Genomic DNA, 19965 nt, shown 5'->3' on the forward strand with positions numbered 1-19965 from the left:
ACTATTATGACTAAAAAAAGCACTATTCAGACAGAAAAAGTAAATACCCATATTGTAGAGTGGTTAAAAAATTATGCTAGCAGCGCAAAAGTAAATGGTTTTGTAATCGGAATTTCTGGCGGAGTTGATTCGGCAGTAACCTCTACCTTGTGTGCTCAAACCGGTTTACAGGTTTTATGTGTAGAAATGCCAATTCATCAGGCTGAAAGTCAGGTTTCGAGAGGAAGAGAGCATATTGAACAATTAAAAAAACGTTTTCCAAACGTTTCAGATATAAAAACAGATTTGACGGCCACTTTTGAAGCTTTTAAAGGCTCCGTTCCAAAAACTGATGACGAAGCTAAGGTAAGCTTGTCTTTGGCTAATACGCGCGCCCGTTTGAGAATGACTTCATTATATTATTTGGCTGGATTGCATGGACTATTAGTTGCAGGAACAGGAAACAAAGTCGAAGATTTTGGAGTAGGTTTTTATACTAAATATGGCGATGGAGGTGTCGATTTAAGTCCGATTGCCGATCTAATGAAATCCGATGTATATGCTCTTGGGGAATTTTTAGCAATTCCACAATCAATTTTAACAGCAGCTCCAACAGATGGATTATTTGGTGACAACAGAACCGATGAAGATCAATTAGGAGCAAGTTACGACGAACTTGAATGGGCGATGTTATCAGCGGAGTCAGGAAAGACGGCAGCTGACTTCAATGGGAGAGAAAAATCTGTCTTTGAAATTTATAAAAGGTTAAACACCAGCAACAAGCATAAAATGGATGCAATACCGGTCTGCATAATACCAAAAACGTTAAAATAAAACTTTTTAACATTTACCATCGATTAATTACAGAATTTATTTATTAATTTTACAGCTCCAAAAACATGATAAAACAATTCTAAAAAGGTAAAAATTATGATTAAAGTATGTCTTGCAGACAATCATCCTGTGACTCACTTTGGCGTTAAGTCTTATTTTAAAGACCACGATCAAATTTCAATTGTTGCCAATGTAGGCAATTTTTCAATGGTTAGAGATATTCTTCAGACGAAGGAGATCGACATCCTAATTCTAGATTTAGAATTAGAAGGTCTTTCGAGCATCTTTGAAGTTAAATCAATCCTGAAAAACTTCCCAAAAACAAAAATTGTAATTTTTAGTGACCTCGCTGAACAAATGTATGCTCCAAATGCAATCAAAGCAGGAGTTTCCGGGTATGTGCACAAAACAGAAAAACTTGAAACTTTAGGTCTTTCTATTATTAAAGTACACGAAGGAAAAATTATCATCAACGAAACTGTTCGTAAAAACATGGCTCTAATTGCTAAACAAAGCAAAAGCGAACGTTTGTACAGAAAACTGTCAAATCGCGAGATTGAAGTTTTACGCTATTTAAGTGATGGTAAGAAAAACAATGAAATCTCTAAAATCTTAAATCTGAACGAAAAAACGATCAGTACTTACAAATTAAGATTATTGACTAAATTGAATGTTACTAATTTAGTTGACTTAGTTAACAAAGCGAAGACTTTAGAAATTATTTAATGGTATCTCGACATAACTCTTCCGAGTTTTTTCGAGAATGAATTAACTAGTTTTGAGTAATCGACAACCATAGACAAAAGCTCTGTATTATCTGAATTATCAGGTTGTATAGAGCTTTTTAATTCTTCGATAATTCGGTCGACCAAAAACCAGCGCATAGACATAATGGTTTCGGTAACATATTGGGCTATACCTGCTTGTTTGTCTTTTGCAAAAATATTCTGCCCCTCCCAGTTGTGCAGCGTTACTTTTTCATCTTCCATCAATATATCCGTTACTTCCTGAGCAAAATCAGGCTGCAAACGCATTAAATATTGTTCCAGGCTAAACTTTTCATTTTGGTGATAAAATGCCATTATATCTGTAAAAATATCACGGAATAAATTATTAGAAAGCTCAACTTCATCTTCCTGCAAACTCAAATAAATACGCTGATGAACTTTATATTGTTTCTTTTCCGTAACCATTTCGATTTCTCCTTCGTCATTACTTTTCAAAAGGACATCTTCGAACTCTTCGGTTTTATCTCCGTAAAGCAATAGAATTTCAATCACTTTTCGCTCTAAACGATACAGAATATCAACTTTTTCAGCCTGTTGCTGTTCCGGATGTCCTGGTTCTCCCGGATAACCTTCTGGCGGCCCTACTCTTGGATCTTCCGGATCTCCTCCTGAAAAACCAGCATTTGGATTTTGGTTTCTATAAACCTGAAAAGGTTTCTGGTCCTGCTTTTGCTTTTTATTAACTTCTGCAATATCTTTTTGAATCAACTGCGCTAATGTACTTACCAAAACCTGCTCAGAGATATCCATTATTCGTGCACATTCCTGAGTATATACCTCTCGTTGAATACGGTCTGGTATTTTAGAAATACTCGTTACCATATCCCGAATCAAATCTGCTTTTTTAATAGGATCGTTCTTGGCTTCTTTCATCAAAATTGAAGCTTTGAACTGTATAAAGTCTTTGCTGTTTTCTTCTAAATAAGCGACTAAATCATCGTGAGAATTTTTTCGGGCAAAACTATCCGGGTCTTCTCCATCAGGAAAAGAACAAACCCTTACGTTCATTCCTTCTTCCAAAATCAAATCGATTCCACGGATAGAAGCTCTTAATCCAGCTGCATCCCCATCAAAAAGTACGGTAATATTTCTGGTTAGACGATTCACTAATCGAATCTGATCTGGCGTTAAAGCAGTTCCTGAAGAGGCTACAACATTTTCAATCCCGGACTGGTGAAACTGAATTACATCCGTATATCCTTCAACCAAATAACAATTATTTTGTTTGGCGATGGATTGTTTGGCCTGAAAAATCCCGTAAAGGACTTTGCTTTTATGGTAAATATCACTTTCCGGCGAGTTTAAGTACTTCGCTGCTTTTTTATCATTCGTTAAAATACGCCCTCCAAAACCCAAAACACGTCCCGACATACTTTCTATCGGAAACATTACACGACCCTTAAAACGATCAAAAGGACGATCTTCCCGAGGAATTGTTAAACCTGTGCTCTCCAGAAATTCCAGTTTATATCCTTTACCCAATGCTTCTTTGGTAAGAGCATCCCAGGTTTCCGGTGAATATCCTAAACTAAATTTTTTGATGGTTTCATTGGTAAAGCCTCTCTCTTTAAAATAAGAAAGTCCAATTGCTTTTCCTTCCTCTGAATTTAAAAGTGTTTTATGAAAATAATCTTTTGCAAATTCTGAAACCAGATACATACTTTCACGAACATCTGTTATGGCTTTTTCAGCATCAGTCTGTTCAGTTTCTTCGATCTCTATGTTGTATTTTTTAGCTAAATAGCGAATGGCTTCGGGATAGGTAAATTGCGAATGCTCCATCAGGAATTTAACAGAGTTCCCTCCTTTTCCTGTACTAAAATCTTTCCAAATTCCTTTTGCTGGCGACACCATGAACGACGGAGAGCGCTCATCTGAGAAAGGACTCAAACCTTTAAAATTACTTCCGGCACGTTTTAAATTAACAAAATCACCAATAACCTCCTCTACACGAGCAGTTTCAAAAACAGAATCAATTGTACTTTGTGAGATCAAAACGTAAAATATTTTTAAAGTTGAAAGCTTGTAAAAATACATAAATCCTTCTTGAAATTTATGGTTTTCCATAAAAGAAATTTTAAGGAAAATCATAAAAAAAGCGCCTCTCTCAAAGCGCTTTTTCAACTAACTAAACTCAAACTTTGCTCTTAGTTTAAATCTAAACGTAATCCCAAAGAGATATTTTTTTCCTCTGTTAAATTATCCTGAAATAATGGATTCAAATCGTATTTTATATACAAACTCAAAGCCTTGTAACCCACGTAAGAACTTAATCCGTAAATAAAATTATTTACATTATAATCTCCTTTAATGGTTGTTTTATAATCTAAATCGTCCTGATCGTATTTTAGGATTTGCTTCGATTTCACGTTTATTCCTGCATAACCTCCAATTCCGAAACGGAAGCTTTCATGCGTCTTGAAGTAGGTTTTTCCGTTACTTACTTTAGGTTTTGTAAAATCAAACTCTAAATGAACCGGCAATACAATATATACGTTTCTAAAACGAGATTCATCCAGGTTTATAGCGTTTACTTCTAAATTTGTCTGCTCGCCATTGACTACAAAACTGCGATTGTCTGTTGGACGGATGTTGTTGTACATCAATGAAAGACCGTATTTAGCATGCAATAAATTGTCATTTTTCATTAATCTTGAATTATAAGTAAAACCCCATTCGTAAAAATGTGAACCTATAAAACTATAATTCGAATCCTGAAGTTTCCCGTCGACCATCATATTGTTCAAACCCATTGCAAATACAAATTGCGAGGTTGTTCTTCTCTCACCGCGAATCGAGTCCTTGCTTTTTTTATTATTCCAGTTTTTTTCATCCCAGTAGATAACTAATCTATTTTTTCTTGTTGAATCCTGTTCTTTTATCTTTCCGTCTACTTTTTGCTGTACTAAATCGTTCAATTCGTTTTGGGCTAAAGTCACTTTTTCTTCAATAATAACTGCTCTGGCTTCTGCCAATTCCTTTTTACGTTTGTCTGCTTGTTCCTGTGTAATTTTTCCTTCAGATAATTGAACGTTTACAGCTTCAACTTCTTCTTTCAAAGTTGCTTTTTCTTCTTTGGTAATCTTCTCTATTTTGTTGGCGATTTTTTTTGCTTTTGATTCAAAAGTCTCCTGACCCAGCACTTTGCTAACAAACAAAAAGATTAGAATTACGAGATAAATGGTGAAATTTTTCATGATTGATTTTTTAAATTGATTGTTGATTGATGATGATTAATTGTGAATTGTTGATTGTTTACTTTTTAATATGATATTGCAATTAATTTACTCTTGTTGATTTCGGTTTGCCAAAGCCACTTTTACCGTTTGATAGTTTTTATTGACTTTAGTAATTACTTTTTCCCTAAAGGAAAGCTCTAATTCGCCGTCAACCTGATTTAATAAATCGTTGGCATTTACTCTAACTTTCGATTTTGGCTTAGCCGAATTCTCAGCTATAACAGTTTTTTCGGCTGAATTCAGCAATTGATCAACATTTTCCTTTTTTGGAGTTTCGGCAACTGAAGTTTGGTTATTGATTGATTGTTTTTCCTGATTGTTTTTGATGATGATTGAAGACTCCGCTATTTGATTTGATTCATTTTTAATGCTTTTATTTGTGTTTTGATTACGATTTATTTTTTTTGCAACTGAAAGTTTTGTTGAAGTTTGAGTTGCGTCTTTTTCAGAAATAGCAATTTCCGTTTCAACCGAATTAATTATATTTAAAGTTGGTTTTACAACCGAATCTTTATTTTGATCTCCTTTAATTACAATAGTATTTTTTGGAGTTTCAACTTCGTTTTTCTTCTGATTAAAAAAGAAAGTTCCAACCAATAAAAATCCAACAATACTTGCTGCGATATACAACCAATTTCTTTTTTTCTTAGGTTTTTTGTTTTCGGCAACACTCAACATCGCATCTAATCGATCCCAGGCTTTATCGCTTGGTTCAATTTTGCGTTGGTTTAATTTTTCACGGAAATCCTTTTCAAAATTATTCGGTTCCATTATCTTGTTTTTTTAAAATAGTAATTTGTGTTTGCAGCATTTTTCTGGCGTGCGATAATTGCGATTTCGATGTTCCTTCATTAATTCCTAACATCTTGGCAATTTCATTGTGTTTGTATCCTTCAATGGCGTATAAATTGAAAACCATTTTATAGCCGTCCGGCAAAGCATCAATTAAAAACTGAATTTGATCTGTTGAAAATTTACTATCAATTGCATTAAAACTTTCTTCAACATAAATCTCATCTTCAGTAAATTTGACTTTCTTATGAACCCTTAAATAGGAGATACATTCGTTCACCATTATTCGGCGAATCCAGCCTTCAAAACTTCCTTTATGTTCAAATCTGTTTAAGTTGGTAAACACTTTCATGAATGCCGTGATCATTACATCTTCGGCCAATTGAATGTCTTTTATATATTGTCGACAAACACTTAGCATTTTTGAAGAAAACCGACTGTATATTTGTTGCTGGGCTTGTCGATTATTTTCGACAGCCAGCTTTATAAGTTTGGTTTCTTCCTGATGTAAATGAATAATTTTCATTAATAAGCGTTCTGATTTTGGTTTACTAACAGACTTCTATTAGCATAGACGAGTTAGACTGAGAAATGGTTGCATCAACTGGAGAAAATTTCAATAAAAAAATTCCAAATTCCAAATAGATATATCGAAACCCTTATTAACAAAGAAATAAGTGCAATTATCTAATTGACAAATTTTCTAATTATCTAATTAAGAAATTTATTTCTTTCTCTCAATAACATAGTTCACCATCAAAATAAGAGCATCTTTAAACTCAGAATCGGGGTAATTCTCTAAAAGTAAAAGTGCTTCATGTTGGAATTCCACCATTTTATTTTCGGCGTAAGCCAAACCATTATTATCTTTTACAAAAGCAATAACTTCTTTAACGCGTTTTTTGTCTTTGTTGTGGTTTTTGATGGAGTTTATCAGCCACTTTTTTTCCTGCGGAGTACAAGTATTTAAAACATGAATTAAAGGCAAAGTCATTTTTTGCTCTTTAATATCAATTCCGGTTGGTTTACCGATAGCTTCTTCGCTGTAATCGAATAAGTCATCTTTAATTTGAAAAGCCATTCCGATTAACTCACCGAATTTACGCATATTCTCTACCTGAATATCATCTTCAATTACCGATTTTGCACCAAGTGCACAACAAGCCGCAATAAGTGTAGCGGTCTTTTTTCGGATGATTTCATAATAAATATCTTCGGTAATATCAAGTCTGCGGGCTTTTTCAATCTGAAGTAATTCTCCTTCGCTCATTTCACGAACAGCAACAGAGATAATTCGGAGTAAGTCGAAATCACCATTATCGATAGAAAGCAATAATCCTTTTGATAATAAATAATCCCCAACCAAAACAGCGATTTTATTTTTCCAAAGCGCATTGATCGAGAAAAATCCGCGACGGCGATTACTGTCGTCAACCACATCATCATGAACTAAAGTCGCAGTATGAATCAGCTCAATTACAGATGCACCACGATAGGTTCTTTCGTTTACAATGCCTCCGGAAACCATTTTTGAAGTCAGAAAAACAAACATCGGACGCATTTGTTTTCCTTTTCGATTTACAATGTAATAGGTGATACGATTTAGTAATGCAACCTTTGAAGTCATCGATTCATGGAACTTTTTTTCAAAAAGTTCCATCTCGTTAAAAATGGGTTGTTTTATTTGAGAAGTAATATTCATTTCGACTCCAAATATACTATTTTAAATAAAAAAACGTTGTGTATTTTAAGTTAGTATATCAACAATTGTGTACTAATTAAAAAAAATCACCAAAAAAAACATAAATCTTGTTAAAGCCTAATTTGAATTCATTAATTTAAAAATCACGTAAACGAATTATTATGAAAGCAAAATTTTTATTTATTGGAACATTAGTCGCTTTATCTTTTTTTATCAGCTGTAATTCTGATGAAAAAACAAATGACGGGACATCAGCAGCAATTACAAAAGACGAAATTATTACAAACTCTAAAATTGATGCGTCAATAGATGATGTAACAAATATTGCTGAAGATCAATTTAGCGCACAACAAAACGTAAATGCCAAACCAAGCGGAACGGTAAAAAATTTCCTTCCGAGTTGTGCTACGATTACTACTGTTTTAACTAATAACACCTGGACCAGAACTGTCGATTTTGGTATTGAAGGCTGTACGCTGGAAAACGGAAATACAGTAAAAGGAAAAATGGTTATTTCTTTTTCTAATGATTTTTCAGCTTCAACACAGACTATTAGTTATACTTTTGATGGATTTTATCACAATGGCAAAAAACTTCAGGGTAGTAAAAGCATTGTACGAACTGTAAAAACAACTGATTTACTGGCAACAGCCCATCCGGTTTTGACAGCTGCAATCGATATGACCATAACTTTTGATGACGGAAGTGTTTATATTCGAAAAGGTTCTTTGGTAAAAGAAATGGTTGAAGGTTACGATACCTGGTTTAATTGGGAAGATAATGCTTATTTGGTAACCGGAAGCGGCACCACTACTTTCCCAAATGGAGATACCTACACAGCTGAAATTACTACACCATTACAATTTAAAGCAATATGTAAAAAATCATTTGCTGTAAAAGGAATTGTAACAGTATCTAAAAACGGCGCTTCAGCAGTTGTTGATTATGGAGACGGAAGCTGCGATACACTTGCTAAAATTACAAAAGACGGAGTAACAGAAGAGGTTGATTTAAAAAAATAATAACCCTTTTTGCCCAGAAAAAAAGCATTAAGAACAAGAAGATCTCTCGTTTTTAATGCTTTTTTGTTTATTTAAAATATCTGGATTTTATCCTTCTTTATTTGCTAATTGCCCACAAGCAGCATCAATATCTTTTCCGCGACTGCGACGTACTTTTACCACAATTCCAATGTTCTCCAAAGCTTTTATATAAGCCATAATCGATTCTTCTGATGCTTGTTGAAACTCGCCATCATCAATTGGGTTATATTCAATTAAATTAACTTTACAGGGCACATATTTACAAAACTTCACTAAAGCATCAATTGAAGCTTTATCATCGTTAATGCCTTCCCAAACCACATATTCGTAGGAGATTTTGCTTTTGGTTTTTCTGTACCAATATTCTAATGCTTCACGTAAATCTTTTAAAGGAAAATTCACACTGAAAGGCATGATTCGGGCACGAATTTCATCAATTGCCGAATGCAATGAAACTGCCAATTTGAATTTTACATCATCATCAGCCATTTTCTTAATCATTTTCGGAATTCCGGAAGTCGAAACCATGATTCTTTTTGGCGACATTCCTAAACCTTCCGTTGATGTAACCATATCTATCGCTTTAATGACATTATTATAATTCATTAAAGGCTCTCCCATTCCCATAAAAACGATATTCGAAAGCGGATGATTGTGATACAAACGACTTTCTTTATCGATTGCTAAAATCTGATCGTAGATTTCCCCTGGTTCCAGATTCCGCATTCTTTTCAATCTTGATGTTGCGCAGAAATTACAATCTAAACTACAACCCACCTGGCTTGATACACAAGCTGTTGTTCTGGTATCGGTCGGAATCAAAACCGACTCTACTACTAAACCATCATGAAGTCGAACTGCATTTTTTACCGTTCCGTCACTACTACGCTGCATGGTATCAACCTTAATGTGATTGATAACAAAATTATCTTCAAGCATAGAACGAGTTGTTTTGGCAACATTCGTCATATCCTCAAAACTATGTGCTCCCTTGCTCCACAACCATTCATAGACTTGATTTCCACGAAAAGCTTTGTCATTATTTGCGACAAAAAAATCTCGTAATTGATCTTTTGATAAGGCTCTTATGTCTTTTTTCTCGATTTGCATGGTGCAAAGTTACTAAGTATTTATGGAAACCTTTTAATTCTTAAAAAACTTTAGGAGTAAACTTTTTAAATCATAATTTTTGGCACGAGAATTGTCTTCCACTCACAAGGAAAATAATCTTACAAAGCGCGCAATCATTTTAAAATTTGTATCTTTATTTTTCAGCTTTATAACCTTTAAATTTTATAACCTAAAAAAAATTGATTCATTATGAAAAAACAAATTTTAAGCTTAGCTGTAGTTGCTTTGTTAGCATTCGCTGTTCAATCTTGCGAGAAGAAAGAACCAAAACCAGGAGAAGAGAATTTAACTCTTGGAAACAAAGTTGACACTTTGACTACAGATATCGAACAGGCAAAGGATAGTGCTGTAATTAAAGCTGAAAATGCTGCCGCAAATGCGAAAGAAGCTTCTGAAAATGCTGCTCAGGATGTAAAAGACGCTACAACCAAAGCTGCACAAGATGTAAAAGAAGCCACTAAAAAAGCTGCAGACAAGGCAGAAGCCGCTGCAAAAGCTGCCAAAGACGGAACAGTAAAAACTGCTAAAGACGTTAATGAAGCATTGAAGAAATAATTGTTAAAGAATTTTACAAACTAAACCATCCCACGTCGGATGGTTTTTTTATGGAAAAAAGTGAGCGAATATTTTTTGTATTTTTGCTTTAAATTAGAAGATACTACAACATGCATTTTATTTCACAAGACTTAGAAGACTATATCGAACAGCATTCTGAAAACGAACCAGAATTGTTAGCAAAACTTAATAAGGAAACATACCAGAAAATCCTTTTGCCAAGAATGTTGAGCGGACATTTTCAGGGAAGAGTTTTAAGCATGTTATCCAAATTAATTCGTCCGGTAAATATTCTGGAGATTGGGACATATACAGGTTATGCGGCTTTGTGTCTGTGTGAAGGAATGCAGGAAAATGGTCAACTACATACTATTGATATTAAAGAAGAATTAATTGATTTTCAGAGAAAGTATTTTGATGCCTCGCCTTGGGGCAAACAAATTTTTCAGCATTTAGGAGAAGCAATAGACATTATTCCGACTCTGGATGTGAAATTTGATTTGGTTTTTATTGACGCCGATAAAGAAAACTACTTAAATTATTGGGAAATGATTGTTCCGAAAATGAATAAAGGCGGAATCATTTTATCTGATAATGTTTTGTGGAGCGGTAAAATCCTCGAACCAGTTCATCCAAATGATGTTAGTACAAAAGTACTTTTAGAATATAATTTACTTTTGAAAAATGATCCGAGAGTGGAGACGGTTTTATTGCCGATTCGTGATGGATTGACTGTGAGTCGAGTTCTTTAAAAAAAGCTACTAAGGTTCTAAGATACTGAGGTTTTGAGTTTTTTTTTTAGAATCTGTAACTATATAAAATTTGATTTCAAAATGAATTGTTTAAGCGAAATAAATACTAAAGGTTTTACAATTATAAATACTGTTTATACTGAAAGTGAAATAGAAAAATTGATTTCGTTAATTGAAAATCTAACCGAAAACGATACTGATAATGCAACATTTAGAAAATCTCAGGATTTGTTTGCGATCAGACAATTTCACAAGGAAATCCCTGAAACTTTGCCTTATATTTTCAATCAAAATTTAAAAGACATTATTGAATCTACATTTGGGGAAGGCTACTTTATAACGAAATCAATATATTTTGATAAACCGGAAAAATCAAATTGGTTTGTCGCTTATCATCAGGATTTAACGATTTCTGTTGACAAGAAAATTGAAATCGAAAACTTCGAAAACTGGACTATAAAACAAAATCAGTTTGCGGTTCAGCCTCCAACAGAAATTCTTGAAAACAATTTTACCATCAGAATTCATCTTGATAATACAACTAAAGATAATGGAGCTTTAAAGGTGATAAACGATTCGCATTCAAAAGGAATTTTTAGAGTTGAAAATCTACAGGCAGAAAAAGAAACTATTTGTGAAGTTGATAAAGGTGGAATTATGATCATGAAACCTTTGCTTTTTCATGCTTCAAACAAAACTACCAATAACCAAAGACGAAGAGTTATTCATATTGAATTTAGCAATCAAATTCTTCCTGATGGATTAGAATGGAGTGAAAAAACGATTCTTAAAAATTAAAACTCATTATTTCTAAATCAAAAAATCATTCAAAGTATGGTAATATTTATTTACTCTATAATTTTTATTACACTAAACTATTTCACCCTAAAAGCAAGTCAAAGTATTCGTTTTAAATGGATTATATTTTTATTTTTAGTTATTGCTATTATCGGTAAAACTTATGACATTATTTACATCAAAGATATAATGATACATAAAAAGACTTTCATTATTATGTTGCTTTTTAGTTGGGCAATAATGCCTTTAAGCTTCATTAATAAATATAATAATGTAAGACTCCGTGAAAGGCTGAACGAAAAAGAAATTTCAGATTTTTTTTCGAAACCAGAAGTTCCGATTTATCATATCGCTTTAACGATATTAATAACCGTTTTTCAACTTATAATAATTTGGAACGGTGTTAGATTTCCTAATAACTAAGTAATTTATTCTTCGAATACTTAAAAAAAAATTTGAAAATGAGCCCCTAGCCCAGACAGAAGCGGCATCCTTTTGTGGCGGTCCCGATAGCTATCGGGAGACGCAAAAGATACAGCGGATGGCTAGAAGTAGCTCCAAAAACTATCCTGGAAAATATAAAGGTTTTAGTTTTCTATAAACCAAATAAAGTAAAGATCCGAAAAATGCTCCGAAGAAATAACCGGTAAGAATGTCTCCAGGATAATGCAATCCTAAATAAATTCGGCTATAAGCGAAGATTAACGGCCATAAAAATAAGAATCCTAAATACCTGAAATGGCGTTTTAAAATCAGGAATAAAAAGGTTGCAACAGCCATTGTGTTAGCCGCATGACCTGAGAAAAAACTATAGGATGTACGAACCTGAACAATACGAATAAATGAATTTATTTCGGGATTATTACACGGGCGTAAACGTTCAAAAGTATGTTTGAACAAATTAGTCATCTGATCAGTAAAAGCAATTAAAACTGCAATAAAAAGAAGAATATACAAGGTTTGTTTTATACCTATTTTTTTATAGATAAGAAAAAACAGGAATAAAAAAAATGGTGTCCAATACAGTTGATTGGTGATAATCAGCCAAAATTTATCGTATGTTTCAGAACCTAAACCATTAAGATACACAAAGAGATTGGTATCTAATTCTTGTATTTTTTCAAGCATATTACATTTGGCGTTTTACAGGTCCTGAGATTGAATCGATGTCTTCTTTTACTTTGTCTATTTCTGTTGCAGTATCTCCTAATAAATTCCCTGATAAACTGGTAGTATCGCCTAAAAGGTTTGATTTTGCATCGTTAATCTGTGCGTTAATATTTCCTGTGATATCCGTTAAAGATTTTGTATCAAGGCCATTTGCCTCTGCTCCTTTTTGAATTTCACTTTTAATGTCGTTGGTTGCATTTTTCAATTGCGCCATAGCTTTACCCATTGTACGAGCAATTTCAGGCACTTTATCAGAACCAAAAAGCATTAGTACGATAAACAGTATAAAAACTAATTCTCCTCCTCCTATACCAAACATAACTTTTATTTTTGTGTGCCACAAAGATATTAAATTTTGCAGCCGACTGTTTTAAAATTTACTTAAAAAAAAGACTCTTTTCAGAGTCTTTTTTAGTCTTATTCTTAATCAAATTTTGATTTTTCTTCCGTTTTTGGCCAAGAGTTATTGGTTACATCAATATCAGCAGTCATCAATTTTGGATCTATCTGAATGCTTTTGATTGCTTTTTCAGTTGCATAAACTTTCTTAGCAGTATCATTATTTTTTCTCCAGATTTGAGCCGGATACTGGAAGTTTTGTTTTGAACCATCTTCGTAAGTGATTTCAACCAAAATTGGCATAATCATCCCCCCTGGTTTATTAAACTCAACTTCGTAGAAATATTTAGGCGATTTTAAACTTGCTTTTTCTTCAGCAGTAAAACTTTGATTTACATAATCTGCCAATAATTTTACGTCATCCACTTTCAAAGCTTTTTTCTTTGAAGCATTAACTTCTGCATTATCACTTGCTACTAAATAAACGAATGGTCCTTTATCGAATCCGAAACGTCCTTTCTTCACTTTTACATCTTTTAAATCAGCTGTTGGAGTATCTGAAACATAATATTGTTTTACCTCTTTAATTCCGATATCTACAAAATCAGTGGAGTAAAACCATCCTCTGAAAAACCAATCCAAATCTACAGCAGAAGCATCTTCCATTGTTCTGAAGAAATCTTCAGGAGTTGGATGCTTGAACTTCCATCTGTTAGCATAAGTCCTGAAAGCATAGTCAAACAATTCTTTCCCCATTACTACTTCTCTTAAAATATTAAGGCCTGTAGCAGGTTTTCCGTAAGCATTATTTCCAAACTGTGCAATTGTTTCAGAGTTAGACATAATTGGCTCTAAAAACTTTTGATCTCCACTCATGTAAGGGACAATGTTTTTTGCCGGTCCGCGTCTTGAAGGGAAATTTGGATCTAATTCCTGTTCTGCCAAATATTCTAAAAATGAATTTAAACCTTCATCCATCCAGGTCCATTGACGCTCATCTGAGTTTACAATCATCGGGAAGAAAGTGTGTCCAACCTCGTGAATTACAACACCAATCATTCCGTTTTTAACTTCTTTGCTCGTCACTCCATTTTCATCAGGACGACCAAAATTCCAACAAATCATTGGGTATTCCATTCCCTGATCTTCTGCCGAAACTGAAACTGCTTTTGGATAAGGATAATCAAAAGTATGAGAGGAATAGCTTTTTAAAGTATGAGCTACTGTCATTGTAGAAGTTTCTCCCCAAAGCGGATTTGCTTCTTTTGGATAAACAGATTCTGCCATAACAATCTTACCTCCCAATTTCACAGCCATTGCATCGTAAATAAATTTTCTTGAAGAAGCGATTCCGAAATCACGTACATTTTTAGCACTAAATTTCCATGTTTTTTTCTTTTCAGAAAAACCTTTTTCAGCAGCTTCAGCTTCTGCCTGTGTAACAATTACTACAGGTTTATCAAATGATTTTTGAGCTTGCTCGTAACGTTTTACTTGCTCTGCAGTAAAAACTTCAGCTCTGTTTGTTAATTCTCCTGTTGCATCAATAACGTGATCTGCAGGAACTGTAATGTTTACATCAAAGTTTCCAAAAGGAAGAGCAAACTCTCCGCTTCCCCAGAATTGCATATTTTGCCATCCTTCAACATCGTTGTAAACCGCCATTCTTGGATAAAATTGAGCAATTACATATAATTTATTTCTGTCTTTTTCGAATAATTCATAACCTGAACGTCCGCCTTCTTTTCTATAATTATTGATGTTGTACCACCATTTTATAGCTAATGAAATTTTTTCACCTGGTTTTAAAGGAGTAGCCAAATTAATACGCATCATTGTTTCGTTGATCGTGTATGACATTGGACTTCCTTTTGCATCTTTTACCTGCTCAATGTTGAAACCACGCTCAAGATCTTTTTTCAAATATTTGCTTGAAAAACCATCCAATGGCAATACCTGATTGATTTTTTCGCTTTCAGCCAATGGTGTCTGAGTATTTGCTTTAGCCTGATTTTGATCTAACTGAATCCATAGATATTCTAAACTATCCGGAGAATTGTTTGAATAAGTAATCACTTCAGAACCTGTTAATTTTGAATTTTTATCGTCTAATTCGATATCTATTTTATAATCTGCCTGTTGTTGGTAATAAGCAGGACCTGGTGCTCCAGACGCGGTACGAAACATATTTGGTGTTGCCAGCAAATCGTACATTTGACTAAATTTGTTGGTATCGTACTTACCTTGTTGTTTTGGAGCAACGGTGGTATTTTTTTCCTGAGCCATTAATAAGGCAGGGAAAATTAATAATAATGAAAGTTTTTTCATAAAATGTAATAGGTAATTTTATCAGGGTGTGAAAATAACAATTATAATGATAATTTTATCTATTCATTAATACTTTAACACTTCTTTCCTTGAAGATTCTGTAAAGAGAACACTCTTTTTAGTACCGAATGCTGAAATATGTGTAATATTTTGCTGTTCAGCATTCCAATCTACCAAAATAGTGTTTGAAATTTCAAGCGTCTTAAATTTATCGATGTCTTTTATTCGGGAGTAACATACAAGTACATCACCAGCTTCAACTTCTTTAGATAAAAAAGTAATTGGTTTTGGTTGACCGTTTACTTTTATTGTGAAATTTTCTGAAAGGTATTTTTTAAATAATTCTAAATCTTCAGGCGTTTCTTTTTCTGTTCCAACAAAGGTTTTTTTATGGTATTTTTTCTCCATTCCGTTATTCAGATCATCAATAAAAATACGGGATGTAATTTGAATCATTTTCTTTTCGGCCGCATAATTCACCTGAAAAACGCCCATATAAAATTTATGAAAAGCAAACGAGGATAGCGATAAAAATAATACCCCAATTAAGGGGTAAATTAATTTATTTTTCATTTTTGGAAACAGTAATATTCTTAAAATCTTTATTCTTGTTAATCATAAAATCGATTAACTGAAATTTATCGTCTGGTTTTAAATATCGCTTAGATTCCGGGTCATTGGAGCAATACATTAAAAACAGTTCTATTTCATCATCTTTTAGATTTAATGTTTTATTAAAAAAATCAGGTGTAAAATTATCTCTGGCATAAGCCGTAAAAGCAATATCACTTATAACTTCTTCCTGAACTTCATCATTTTTACGTAAAAGTTTCTTAACATCTTTAAATATTCGGACAAAATCAGTTCCGTATTTAATGGTTTGATCAGAATACATTACGGTATTTTTTGCTGTCGACTGTTTGTCATCTTCAAACTGTAAATCGACTATTGCCTGAGAACCACCTCCCAGTGCTTTTACTTTTAAATCTTTATGAACCAAAACTTCCTTAAGCTGATTATTTACTAAATCTAACGAAACATTAAAGAGAATTTGGGCACAGTCTTTTTCTGTCAAAACAATCTTTCTGGACTGAAATGCCATTCCGGTGAAAAGCAAAGTATCCTTTGGCTTTGCCATAATATCAAACAATCCACCAGAACCAATAAAAGTTCTAACATTGGCATTTATATTCATTACGTATCCACTTTCAATGGCAAGTGATGGGTTTGTAACTTGTCCGTGTAATGATTTCCTTGTTGCATTTTGTCCAAATGAAATTTGACAAAAAAGGCACAAAACGAGTATTCTTAGGCTATTTTTCATTTTCGAGGATTTTAAGATATTTTCTGGCTAATTCAGTGATTAAAAACATACTCATTGTTTTGTTTTTACTATTCAAAGATACGGCAAATTCAGAATCCTCTACACAATATAATTGAAATCCTTTAATATCTTCTAACGAAATCTTTAATCTTTCTGTATAATAATTCTCATCAAAAAGATATTCCAACTTCCTGAAAAGCATCTCCTTTTTCTCTACTTTTATCTCTTTTTTCAGCATTGAAGTACGTCCTGACATTGCATTTATCAACTTGTCTACCGAAGTTGATTTGGCCGTATAAAGTTTTCTTTCAGCCGGAGTATAGGTCTTTTGTCCATGCGGAACAATTCCAAGATTTTCAGCATTAATACCTGCATTGTCGTTTACAACAACCTCCTTCAACTCGATTTGTTTTGCGGTCATTTTAATCTGAATCGAAGCAGAATTCAAATCTTCTGCCGATATTCTACGTTTTAAAGGATCCAGATTTACAGAAGAAAAAACCAAAACATCTCCTTCTTTCGCTATAATCGAAAACATTCCATTTTCATCCGTAACAGCAGTAATTTGAGTATTATTATTGATGATATTCACACCTTCAACGGAAGACGATTGTTCAAATACCTGCCCCAGAATTTCTTTGACACCAGAAGTTTGTCCCAATGAAATTTGAGTAATTAATAAAAATAGAATTAATAAAATATTATTTGTTCTCACCAGCCAATATTTCTTTGTATTTAACAGCCAATTCAGCTAATAAGAATTCTGTTGAAGTTTTATTTTTAGAATTTAAAATGACCGTAAACTTATCATTTTCCACGGCATAATACTCAAAGCCTTTCACATACTCATTCGGAATTTTTAATCTGTTAACAAAATGATCCAGACTAAACATGTTTTCTAAAAGTTTCATAAAAAATTCCTTTTTCTCGACAGCCAATTCCTTTTTAAGCATTTTAGTTCTGCCTGATAAAAAATTCAAAAAAGGATCTGCAGAAATCGAACCACCTGCCATTCCACTTGCACTTGCAGTCGCGTCTAACGCGGTAGCAGTGCGTAATTTTCTTTCACTTTCTGTGTATGTTTTTTGATTTCCCGGAACAATTCCCATTGCCGCAGCGTTGATATTATCGTATCTTTTTACAATCACTTCCTGCAATTGATGCATTACCAGACTTAGTTTCACAGTAAAATTAAGATCCGTAAAGTTTTCACTGGTCAACAAAACCCGATTTTCTTTAAATTGAATAGACGAAAAAACAAGTGTATCTCCGGGTTTAGCCATGATCGAAAAAACACCTTCAGCGTCTGTAGTCACCATAACTTCAGTTTGCGCGTTTACTACATAAACACCTTCCAAATCATTTGTATTCGAAACGATTTTGCCGTTTACAATAGCACGATCCTGATTTTGAGACCACACGGTCTGACTCAAAACAACAACCAAAACGCATAAAACTTTGTTGATCAAAATGAAAAAATTAAAATTACCGTTAAAAGTGTAAAAATATCTTAATGTGTTCCAAAATTAGTATTAACGGCTTGGTAAAAATATGTTAATTAAACTCTTGTTTCTTCTCCTAAAAAAAGAGTTTTTAATACCTTTAACCTAAACAATCTAAGTACAAAATTTATGAAAAGCATTATTATTGCCAGCACCTCTACCCTTCACGAAGGCAGTTATTTAGAATATTTATTACCCACTTTACAAGAACATTTTAAAAATTGCAAAAGCATTTTATTTATTCCTTTTGCTCGCCCCGGCGGAATTTCACATAACGATTACACTGAAAAAGTAGCGCAGGCATTTGCAACTATTAACATTTCTGTAAAAGGAATTCATGAGTTTGAAAATCCTGAAAATGCAATAAAAACTGCAGAAGGAATATTTACCGGAGGAGGAAATACTTTTTTACTGGTTACTCAATTATACCAACACAATATCATGCAGCTTCTTTCTGAAACTGTAAAAAATGGGACACCTTATTTAGGGACCAGTGCAGGAAGCAATATTTGCGGTCTATCCATGCAGACAACCAACGATATGCCAATTGTTTATCCGCCAAGTTTTCAAACTTTAGGGTTAATTCCGTTCAATTTAAACCCACATTATTTAGATCCGGATTTACAATCGAAACACATGGGCGAAACGCGCGAAACAAGAATTAAAGAGTTTCATGCTTTTAATGCAATTCCTGTTTTAGGTTTAAGAGAAGGAAGCTGGCTTGAAGTAAAAGGCAATAAAATCACTTTGAAAGGAAGTCTGACTGCTCGTTTATTCAAACAAAACGAAACCCCGATTGAACTAGAAACAGAAAGCGATTTGAGCAACTTAAAATAAAAATTCCCATTTTTTAAATTCCAAATCCTAGCATTGTTTTTCTTTTTAAAAACTTGGGATTTGGAATTTAAAAATATTGGGATTTACATTTGTTTAAAAACAAAAAATCCCCAAACAAATTGTTTGAGGATTTTGAAGAGCGAAAGACGAGGCTCGAACTCGCGACAACCAGCTTGGAAGGCTGGAGCTCTACCAACTGAGCTACTTTCGCATTAACAGGGTGCAAATATAAATAATTAAATCATTTAAAAAAATAAAAATCAATAATTATTTAACTTTGATAAAAAAACCGAAACAATTAAGTTTCGGCTTTTAGAGCGAAAGACGAGGCTCGAACTCGCGACAACCAGCTTGGAAGGCTGGAGCTCTACCAACTGAGCTACTTTCGCATTACTGGTGCAAATATAAAAAATAAGTTCAGTTCAAAACAAGCTTTTTTTCAAAAAAAATGAATTAAAAGCAACAATTTCTTATAACCTATTTAAAACTAAAAAGTTAAAGAGTCAATTATTTTTCATAAATTATGATTCAAATTAAAGAAATACCTTCAAAAGAAACTTATATCGTTCGTTAACCTGTTCTCAGAAAAGAGAAACCTATAGAAAGCTGTATCTTCGAGGGAGATGATTTAGAAGCAACACATCATTTTGGTCTTTTTGATAATGAAAATTTAATAGGAATTATTTCGCTATTCGGAAAAATCAATACTATATTTGCCGAACAGAATCAAGCACAAATTCGCGGGATGGCCGTTTTAGAAACGCATCAGAAAAAAGAATTTGGGGAGGCTTTAGTAACATTGTGAAACCTACTACAATGCGAACAAAGTCGATTTGATTTGGTTTAACGCCA

The 19965-nt window shown here is 33.4% G+C and carries 22 protein-coding genes and 2 tRNA genes; 9 read left to right on the forward strand and 15 right to left on the reverse strand.

Features of this window, described 5'->3' with window-relative positions:
* The first annotated feature begins 6 nt into the window (after positions 1-6).
* Entirely contained in the window at positions 7-813 is an 807-nt protein-coding gene (nadE, locus tag AC6CH4_RS01180; RefSeq protein WP_498099431.1) for an NAD(+) synthase, read from the forward strand.
* Between the two features lie 96 nt (positions 814-909).
* The gene (locus AC6CH4_RS01185; RefSeq protein WP_026730588.1) at positions 910-1539 is read left to right on the forward strand and encodes a response regulator transcription factor; all 630 of its coding nucleotides are present in this window, start codon (positions 910-912) and stop codon (positions 1537-1539) included.
* Here AC6CH4_RS01185 and dnaG read toward each other — a convergent pair.
* The 5 genes from dnaG to AC6CH4_RS01210 form a co-directional block, all read right to left on the reverse strand.
* Positions 1536-3596, reverse strand: coding sequence for a DNA primase (dnaG, locus tag AC6CH4_RS01190; protein ID WP_498100595.1), 2061 nt, complete (start codon positions 3594-3596; stop codon positions 1536-1538). The two genes, AC6CH4_RS01185 and dnaG, sit on opposite strands and share 4 nt — an antisense overlap.
* Before the next feature lie 152 nt (positions 3597-3748).
* The gene (locus tag AC6CH4_RS01195; protein ID WP_498099433.1) at positions 3749-4798 is read right to left on the reverse strand and encodes a hypothetical protein; all 1050 of its coding nucleotides are present in this window, start codon (positions 4796-4798) and stop codon (positions 3749-3751) included.
* Between the two features lie 87 nt (positions 4799-4885).
* Entirely contained in the window at positions 4886-5611 is a 726-nt protein-coding gene (locus AC6CH4_RS01200; RefSeq protein ID WP_498099435.1) for a hypothetical protein, read from the reverse strand.
* Positions 5598-6158 (reverse strand): RNA polymerase sigma factor, encoded by a 561-nt coding sequence (locus tag AC6CH4_RS01205; protein WP_498099437.1) that lies wholly within the window; start codon positions 6156-6158, stop codon positions 5598-5600. Before AC6CH4_RS01205 ends, AC6CH4_RS01200 begins: the two co-directional genes overlap by 14 nt.
* A 198-nt stretch (positions 6159-6356) precedes the next feature.
* The gene (locus tag AC6CH4_RS01210; protein WP_498099439.1) at positions 6357-7334 is read right to left on the reverse strand and encodes a polyprenyl synthetase family protein; all 978 of its coding nucleotides are present in this window, start codon (positions 7332-7334) and stop codon (positions 6357-6359) included.
* 161 nt (positions 7335-7495) lie between these two features.
* Here AC6CH4_RS01210 and AC6CH4_RS01215 point away from each other — a divergent pair, with 161 nt between their 5' ends.
* Positions 7496-8356: a hypothetical protein gene (locus AC6CH4_RS01215; RefSeq protein ID WP_498099441.1), complete on the forward strand. Its 861-nt coding sequence runs from the start codon at positions 7496-7498 to the stop codon at positions 8354-8356.
* 87 nt (positions 8357-8443) lie between these two features.
* On the opposite strand, the gene rlmN is transcribed toward AC6CH4_RS01215, so the two are convergent.
* Positions 8444-9487: a dual-specificity RNA methyltransferase RlmN gene (gene rlmN / locus AC6CH4_RS01220; RefSeq protein ID WP_498099443.1), complete on the reverse strand. Its 1044-nt coding sequence runs from the start codon at positions 9485-9487 to the stop codon at positions 8444-8446.
* A gap of 210 nt (positions 9488-9697) precedes the next feature.
* On the opposite strand from rlmN, the gene AC6CH4_RS01225 reads away from it, so the two are divergent.
* From AC6CH4_RS01225 to AC6CH4_RS01240, 4 genes are all read left to right on the forward strand, one after another.
* A complete protein-coding gene (locus tag AC6CH4_RS01225; RefSeq protein WP_498099445.1) occupies positions 9698-10063 on the forward strand; it encodes a hypothetical protein in 366 nt (121 codons plus the stop codon).
* Between the two features lie 110 nt (positions 10064-10173).
* Positions 10174-10815 (forward strand): O-methyltransferase, encoded by a 642-nt coding sequence (locus AC6CH4_RS01230; protein WP_026985648.1) that lies wholly within the window; start codon positions 10174-10176, stop codon positions 10813-10815.
* 81 nt (positions 10816-10896) lie between these two features.
* Positions 10897-11613, forward strand: a complete 717-nt coding sequence (locus AC6CH4_RS01235; RefSeq protein ID WP_498099447.1) for a phytanoyl-CoA dioxygenase family protein — start codon at positions 10897-10899, stop codon at positions 11611-11613.
* A gap of 36 nt (positions 11614-11649) precedes the next feature.
* Positions 11650-12036: a hypothetical protein gene (locus tag AC6CH4_RS01240; RefSeq protein ID WP_498099449.1), complete on the forward strand. Its 387-nt coding sequence runs from the start codon at positions 11650-11652 to the stop codon at positions 12034-12036.
* Positions 12037-12177: 141 nt separating this feature from the next.
* Here AC6CH4_RS01240 and AC6CH4_RS01245 read toward each other — a convergent pair whose 3' ends face one another.
* From AC6CH4_RS01245 to AC6CH4_RS01275, 7 genes are all read right to left on the reverse strand, one after another.
* Positions 12178-12741, reverse strand: coding sequence for a phosphatase PAP2 family protein (locus AC6CH4_RS01245; protein ID WP_498099451.1), 564 nt, complete (start codon positions 12739-12741; stop codon positions 12178-12180).
* Between the two features lies 1 nt (position 12742).
* On the reverse strand, positions 12743-13102 hold the full coding sequence (locus AC6CH4_RS01250) for a Sec-independent protein translocase subunit TatA/TatB (RefSeq protein ID WP_056194644.1): 360 nt from the start codon (positions 13100-13102) through the stop codon (positions 12743-12745).
* Positions 13103-13206: 104 nt separating this feature from the next.
* Positions 13207-15450, reverse strand: coding sequence for a M1 family metallopeptidase (locus tag AC6CH4_RS01255; protein ID WP_498099453.1), 2244 nt, complete (start codon positions 15448-15450; stop codon positions 13207-13209).
* Positions 15451-15516: 66 nt separating this feature from the next.
* Positions 15517-16023, reverse strand: coding sequence for a DUF6702 family protein (locus AC6CH4_RS01260; protein WP_498099455.1), 507 nt, complete (start codon positions 16021-16023; stop codon positions 15517-15519).
* A complete protein-coding gene (bamP, locus tag AC6CH4_RS01265; protein WP_498099457.1) occupies positions 16013-16774 on the reverse strand; it encodes a BamP family beta-barrel-assembly machinery protein in 762 nt (253 codons plus the stop codon). Before bamP ends, AC6CH4_RS01260 begins: the two co-directional genes overlap by 11 nt.
* A complete protein-coding gene (locus AC6CH4_RS01270; RefSeq protein WP_498099459.1) occupies positions 16764-17489 on the reverse strand; it encodes a carboxypeptidase-like regulatory domain-containing protein in 726 nt (241 codons plus the stop codon). Before AC6CH4_RS01270 ends, bamP begins: the two co-directional genes overlap by 11 nt.
* Complete coding sequence (locus AC6CH4_RS01275) at positions 17476-18243, reverse strand: carboxypeptidase-like regulatory domain-containing protein (RefSeq protein ID WP_498099461.1); 768 nt, start codon at positions 18241-18243, stop codon at positions 17476-17478. Before AC6CH4_RS01275 ends, AC6CH4_RS01270 begins: the two co-directional genes overlap by 14 nt.
* 162 nt (positions 18244-18405) lie before the next feature.
* Between AC6CH4_RS01275 and pepE the strand changes: the two genes are divergently transcribed.
* The gene (pepE, locus tag AC6CH4_RS01280) at positions 18406-19113 is read left to right on the forward strand and encodes a dipeptidase PepE (protein WP_498099463.1); all 708 of its coding nucleotides are present in this window, start codon (positions 18406-18408) and stop codon (positions 19111-19113) included.
* A gap of 138 nt (positions 19114-19251) precedes the next feature.
* On the opposite strand, the gene AC6CH4_RS01285 is transcribed toward pepE, so the two are convergent.
* A tRNA-Gly gene (locus tag AC6CH4_RS01285) sits at positions 19252-19324 on the reverse strand.
* A 105-nt stretch (positions 19325-19429) separates the two neighbouring features.
* Positions 19430-19502: transfer RNA gene (locus tag AC6CH4_RS01290), tRNA-Gly, on the reverse strand.
* A 293-nt stretch (positions 19503-19795) separates the two neighbouring features.
* On the opposite strand from AC6CH4_RS01290, the gene AC6CH4_RS01295 reads away from it, so the two are divergent.
* On the forward strand, positions 19796-19918 hold the full coding sequence (locus AC6CH4_RS01295) for a hypothetical protein (RefSeq protein WP_498100597.1): 123 nt from the start codon (positions 19796-19798) through the stop codon (positions 19916-19918).
* Positions 19919-19965: the final 47 nt, after the last annotated feature.

Source organism: Flavobacterium sp. GQ95 (genome assembly GCF_059758655.1).

Coding starts and splice junctions, on each gene's coding strand:
- nadE (WP_498099431.1), top strand. CDS start 7: ATGACTAAAAAAAGCACTATTCAGACAGAAAAAGTAAATACCCATATT.
- AC6CH4_RS01185 (WP_026730588.1), top strand. CDS start 910: ATGATTAAAGTATGTCTTGCAGACAATCATCCTGTGACTCACTTTGGC.
- AC6CH4_RS01195 (WP_498099433.1), bottom strand. CDS start 4,798: ATGAAAAATTTCACCATTTATCTCGTAATTCTAATCTTTTTGTTTGTT.
- AC6CH4_RS01200 (WP_498099435.1), bottom strand. CDS start 5,611: ATGGAACCGAATAATTTTGAAAAGGATTTCCGTGAAAAATTAAACCAA.
- AC6CH4_RS01205 (WP_498099437.1), bottom strand. CDS start 6,158: ATGAAAATTATTCATTTACATCAGGAAGAAACCAAACTTATAAAGCTG.
- AC6CH4_RS01210 (WP_498099439.1), bottom strand. CDS start 7,334: ATGAATATTACTTCTCAAATAAAACAACCCATTTTTAACGAGATGGAA.
- AC6CH4_RS01215 (WP_498099441.1), top strand. CDS start 7,496: ATGAAAGCAAAATTTTTATTTATTGGAACATTAGTCGCTTTATCTTTT.
- rlmN (WP_498099443.1), bottom strand. CDS start 9,487: ATGCAAATCGAGAAAAAAGACATAAGAGCCTTATCAAAAGATCAATTA.
- AC6CH4_RS01225 (WP_498099445.1), top strand. CDS start 9,698: ATGAAAAAACAAATTTTAAGCTTAGCTGTAGTTGCTTTGTTAGCATTC.
- AC6CH4_RS01230 (WP_026985648.1), top strand. CDS start 10,174: ATGCATTTTATTTCACAAGACTTAGAAGACTATATCGAACAGCATTCT.
- AC6CH4_RS01235 (WP_498099447.1), top strand. CDS start 10,897: ATGAATTGTTTAAGCGAAATAAATACTAAAGGTTTTACAATTATAAAT.
- AC6CH4_RS01240 (WP_498099449.1), top strand. CDS start 11,650: ATGGTAATATTTATTTACTCTATAATTTTTATTACACTAAACTATTTC.
- AC6CH4_RS01245 (WP_498099451.1), bottom strand. CDS start 12,741: ATGCTTGAAAAAATACAAGAATTAGATACCAATCTCTTTGTGTATCTT.
- AC6CH4_RS01250 (WP_056194644.1), bottom strand. CDS start 13,102: ATGTTTGGTATAGGAGGAGGAGAATTAGTTTTTATACTGTTTATCGTA.
- AC6CH4_RS01255 (WP_498099453.1), bottom strand. CDS start 15,450: ATGAAAAAACTTTCATTATTATTAATTTTCCCTGCCTTATTAATGGCT.
- AC6CH4_RS01260 (WP_498099455.1), bottom strand. CDS start 16,023: ATGAAAAATAAATTAATTTACCCCTTAATTGGGGTATTATTTTTATCG.
- bamP (WP_498099457.1), bottom strand. CDS start 16,774: ATGAAAAATAGCCTAAGAATACTCGTTTTGTGCCTTTTTTGTCAAATT.
- pepE (WP_498099463.1), top strand. CDS start 18,406: ATGAAAAGCATTATTATTGCCAGCACCTCTACCCTTCACGAAGGCAGT.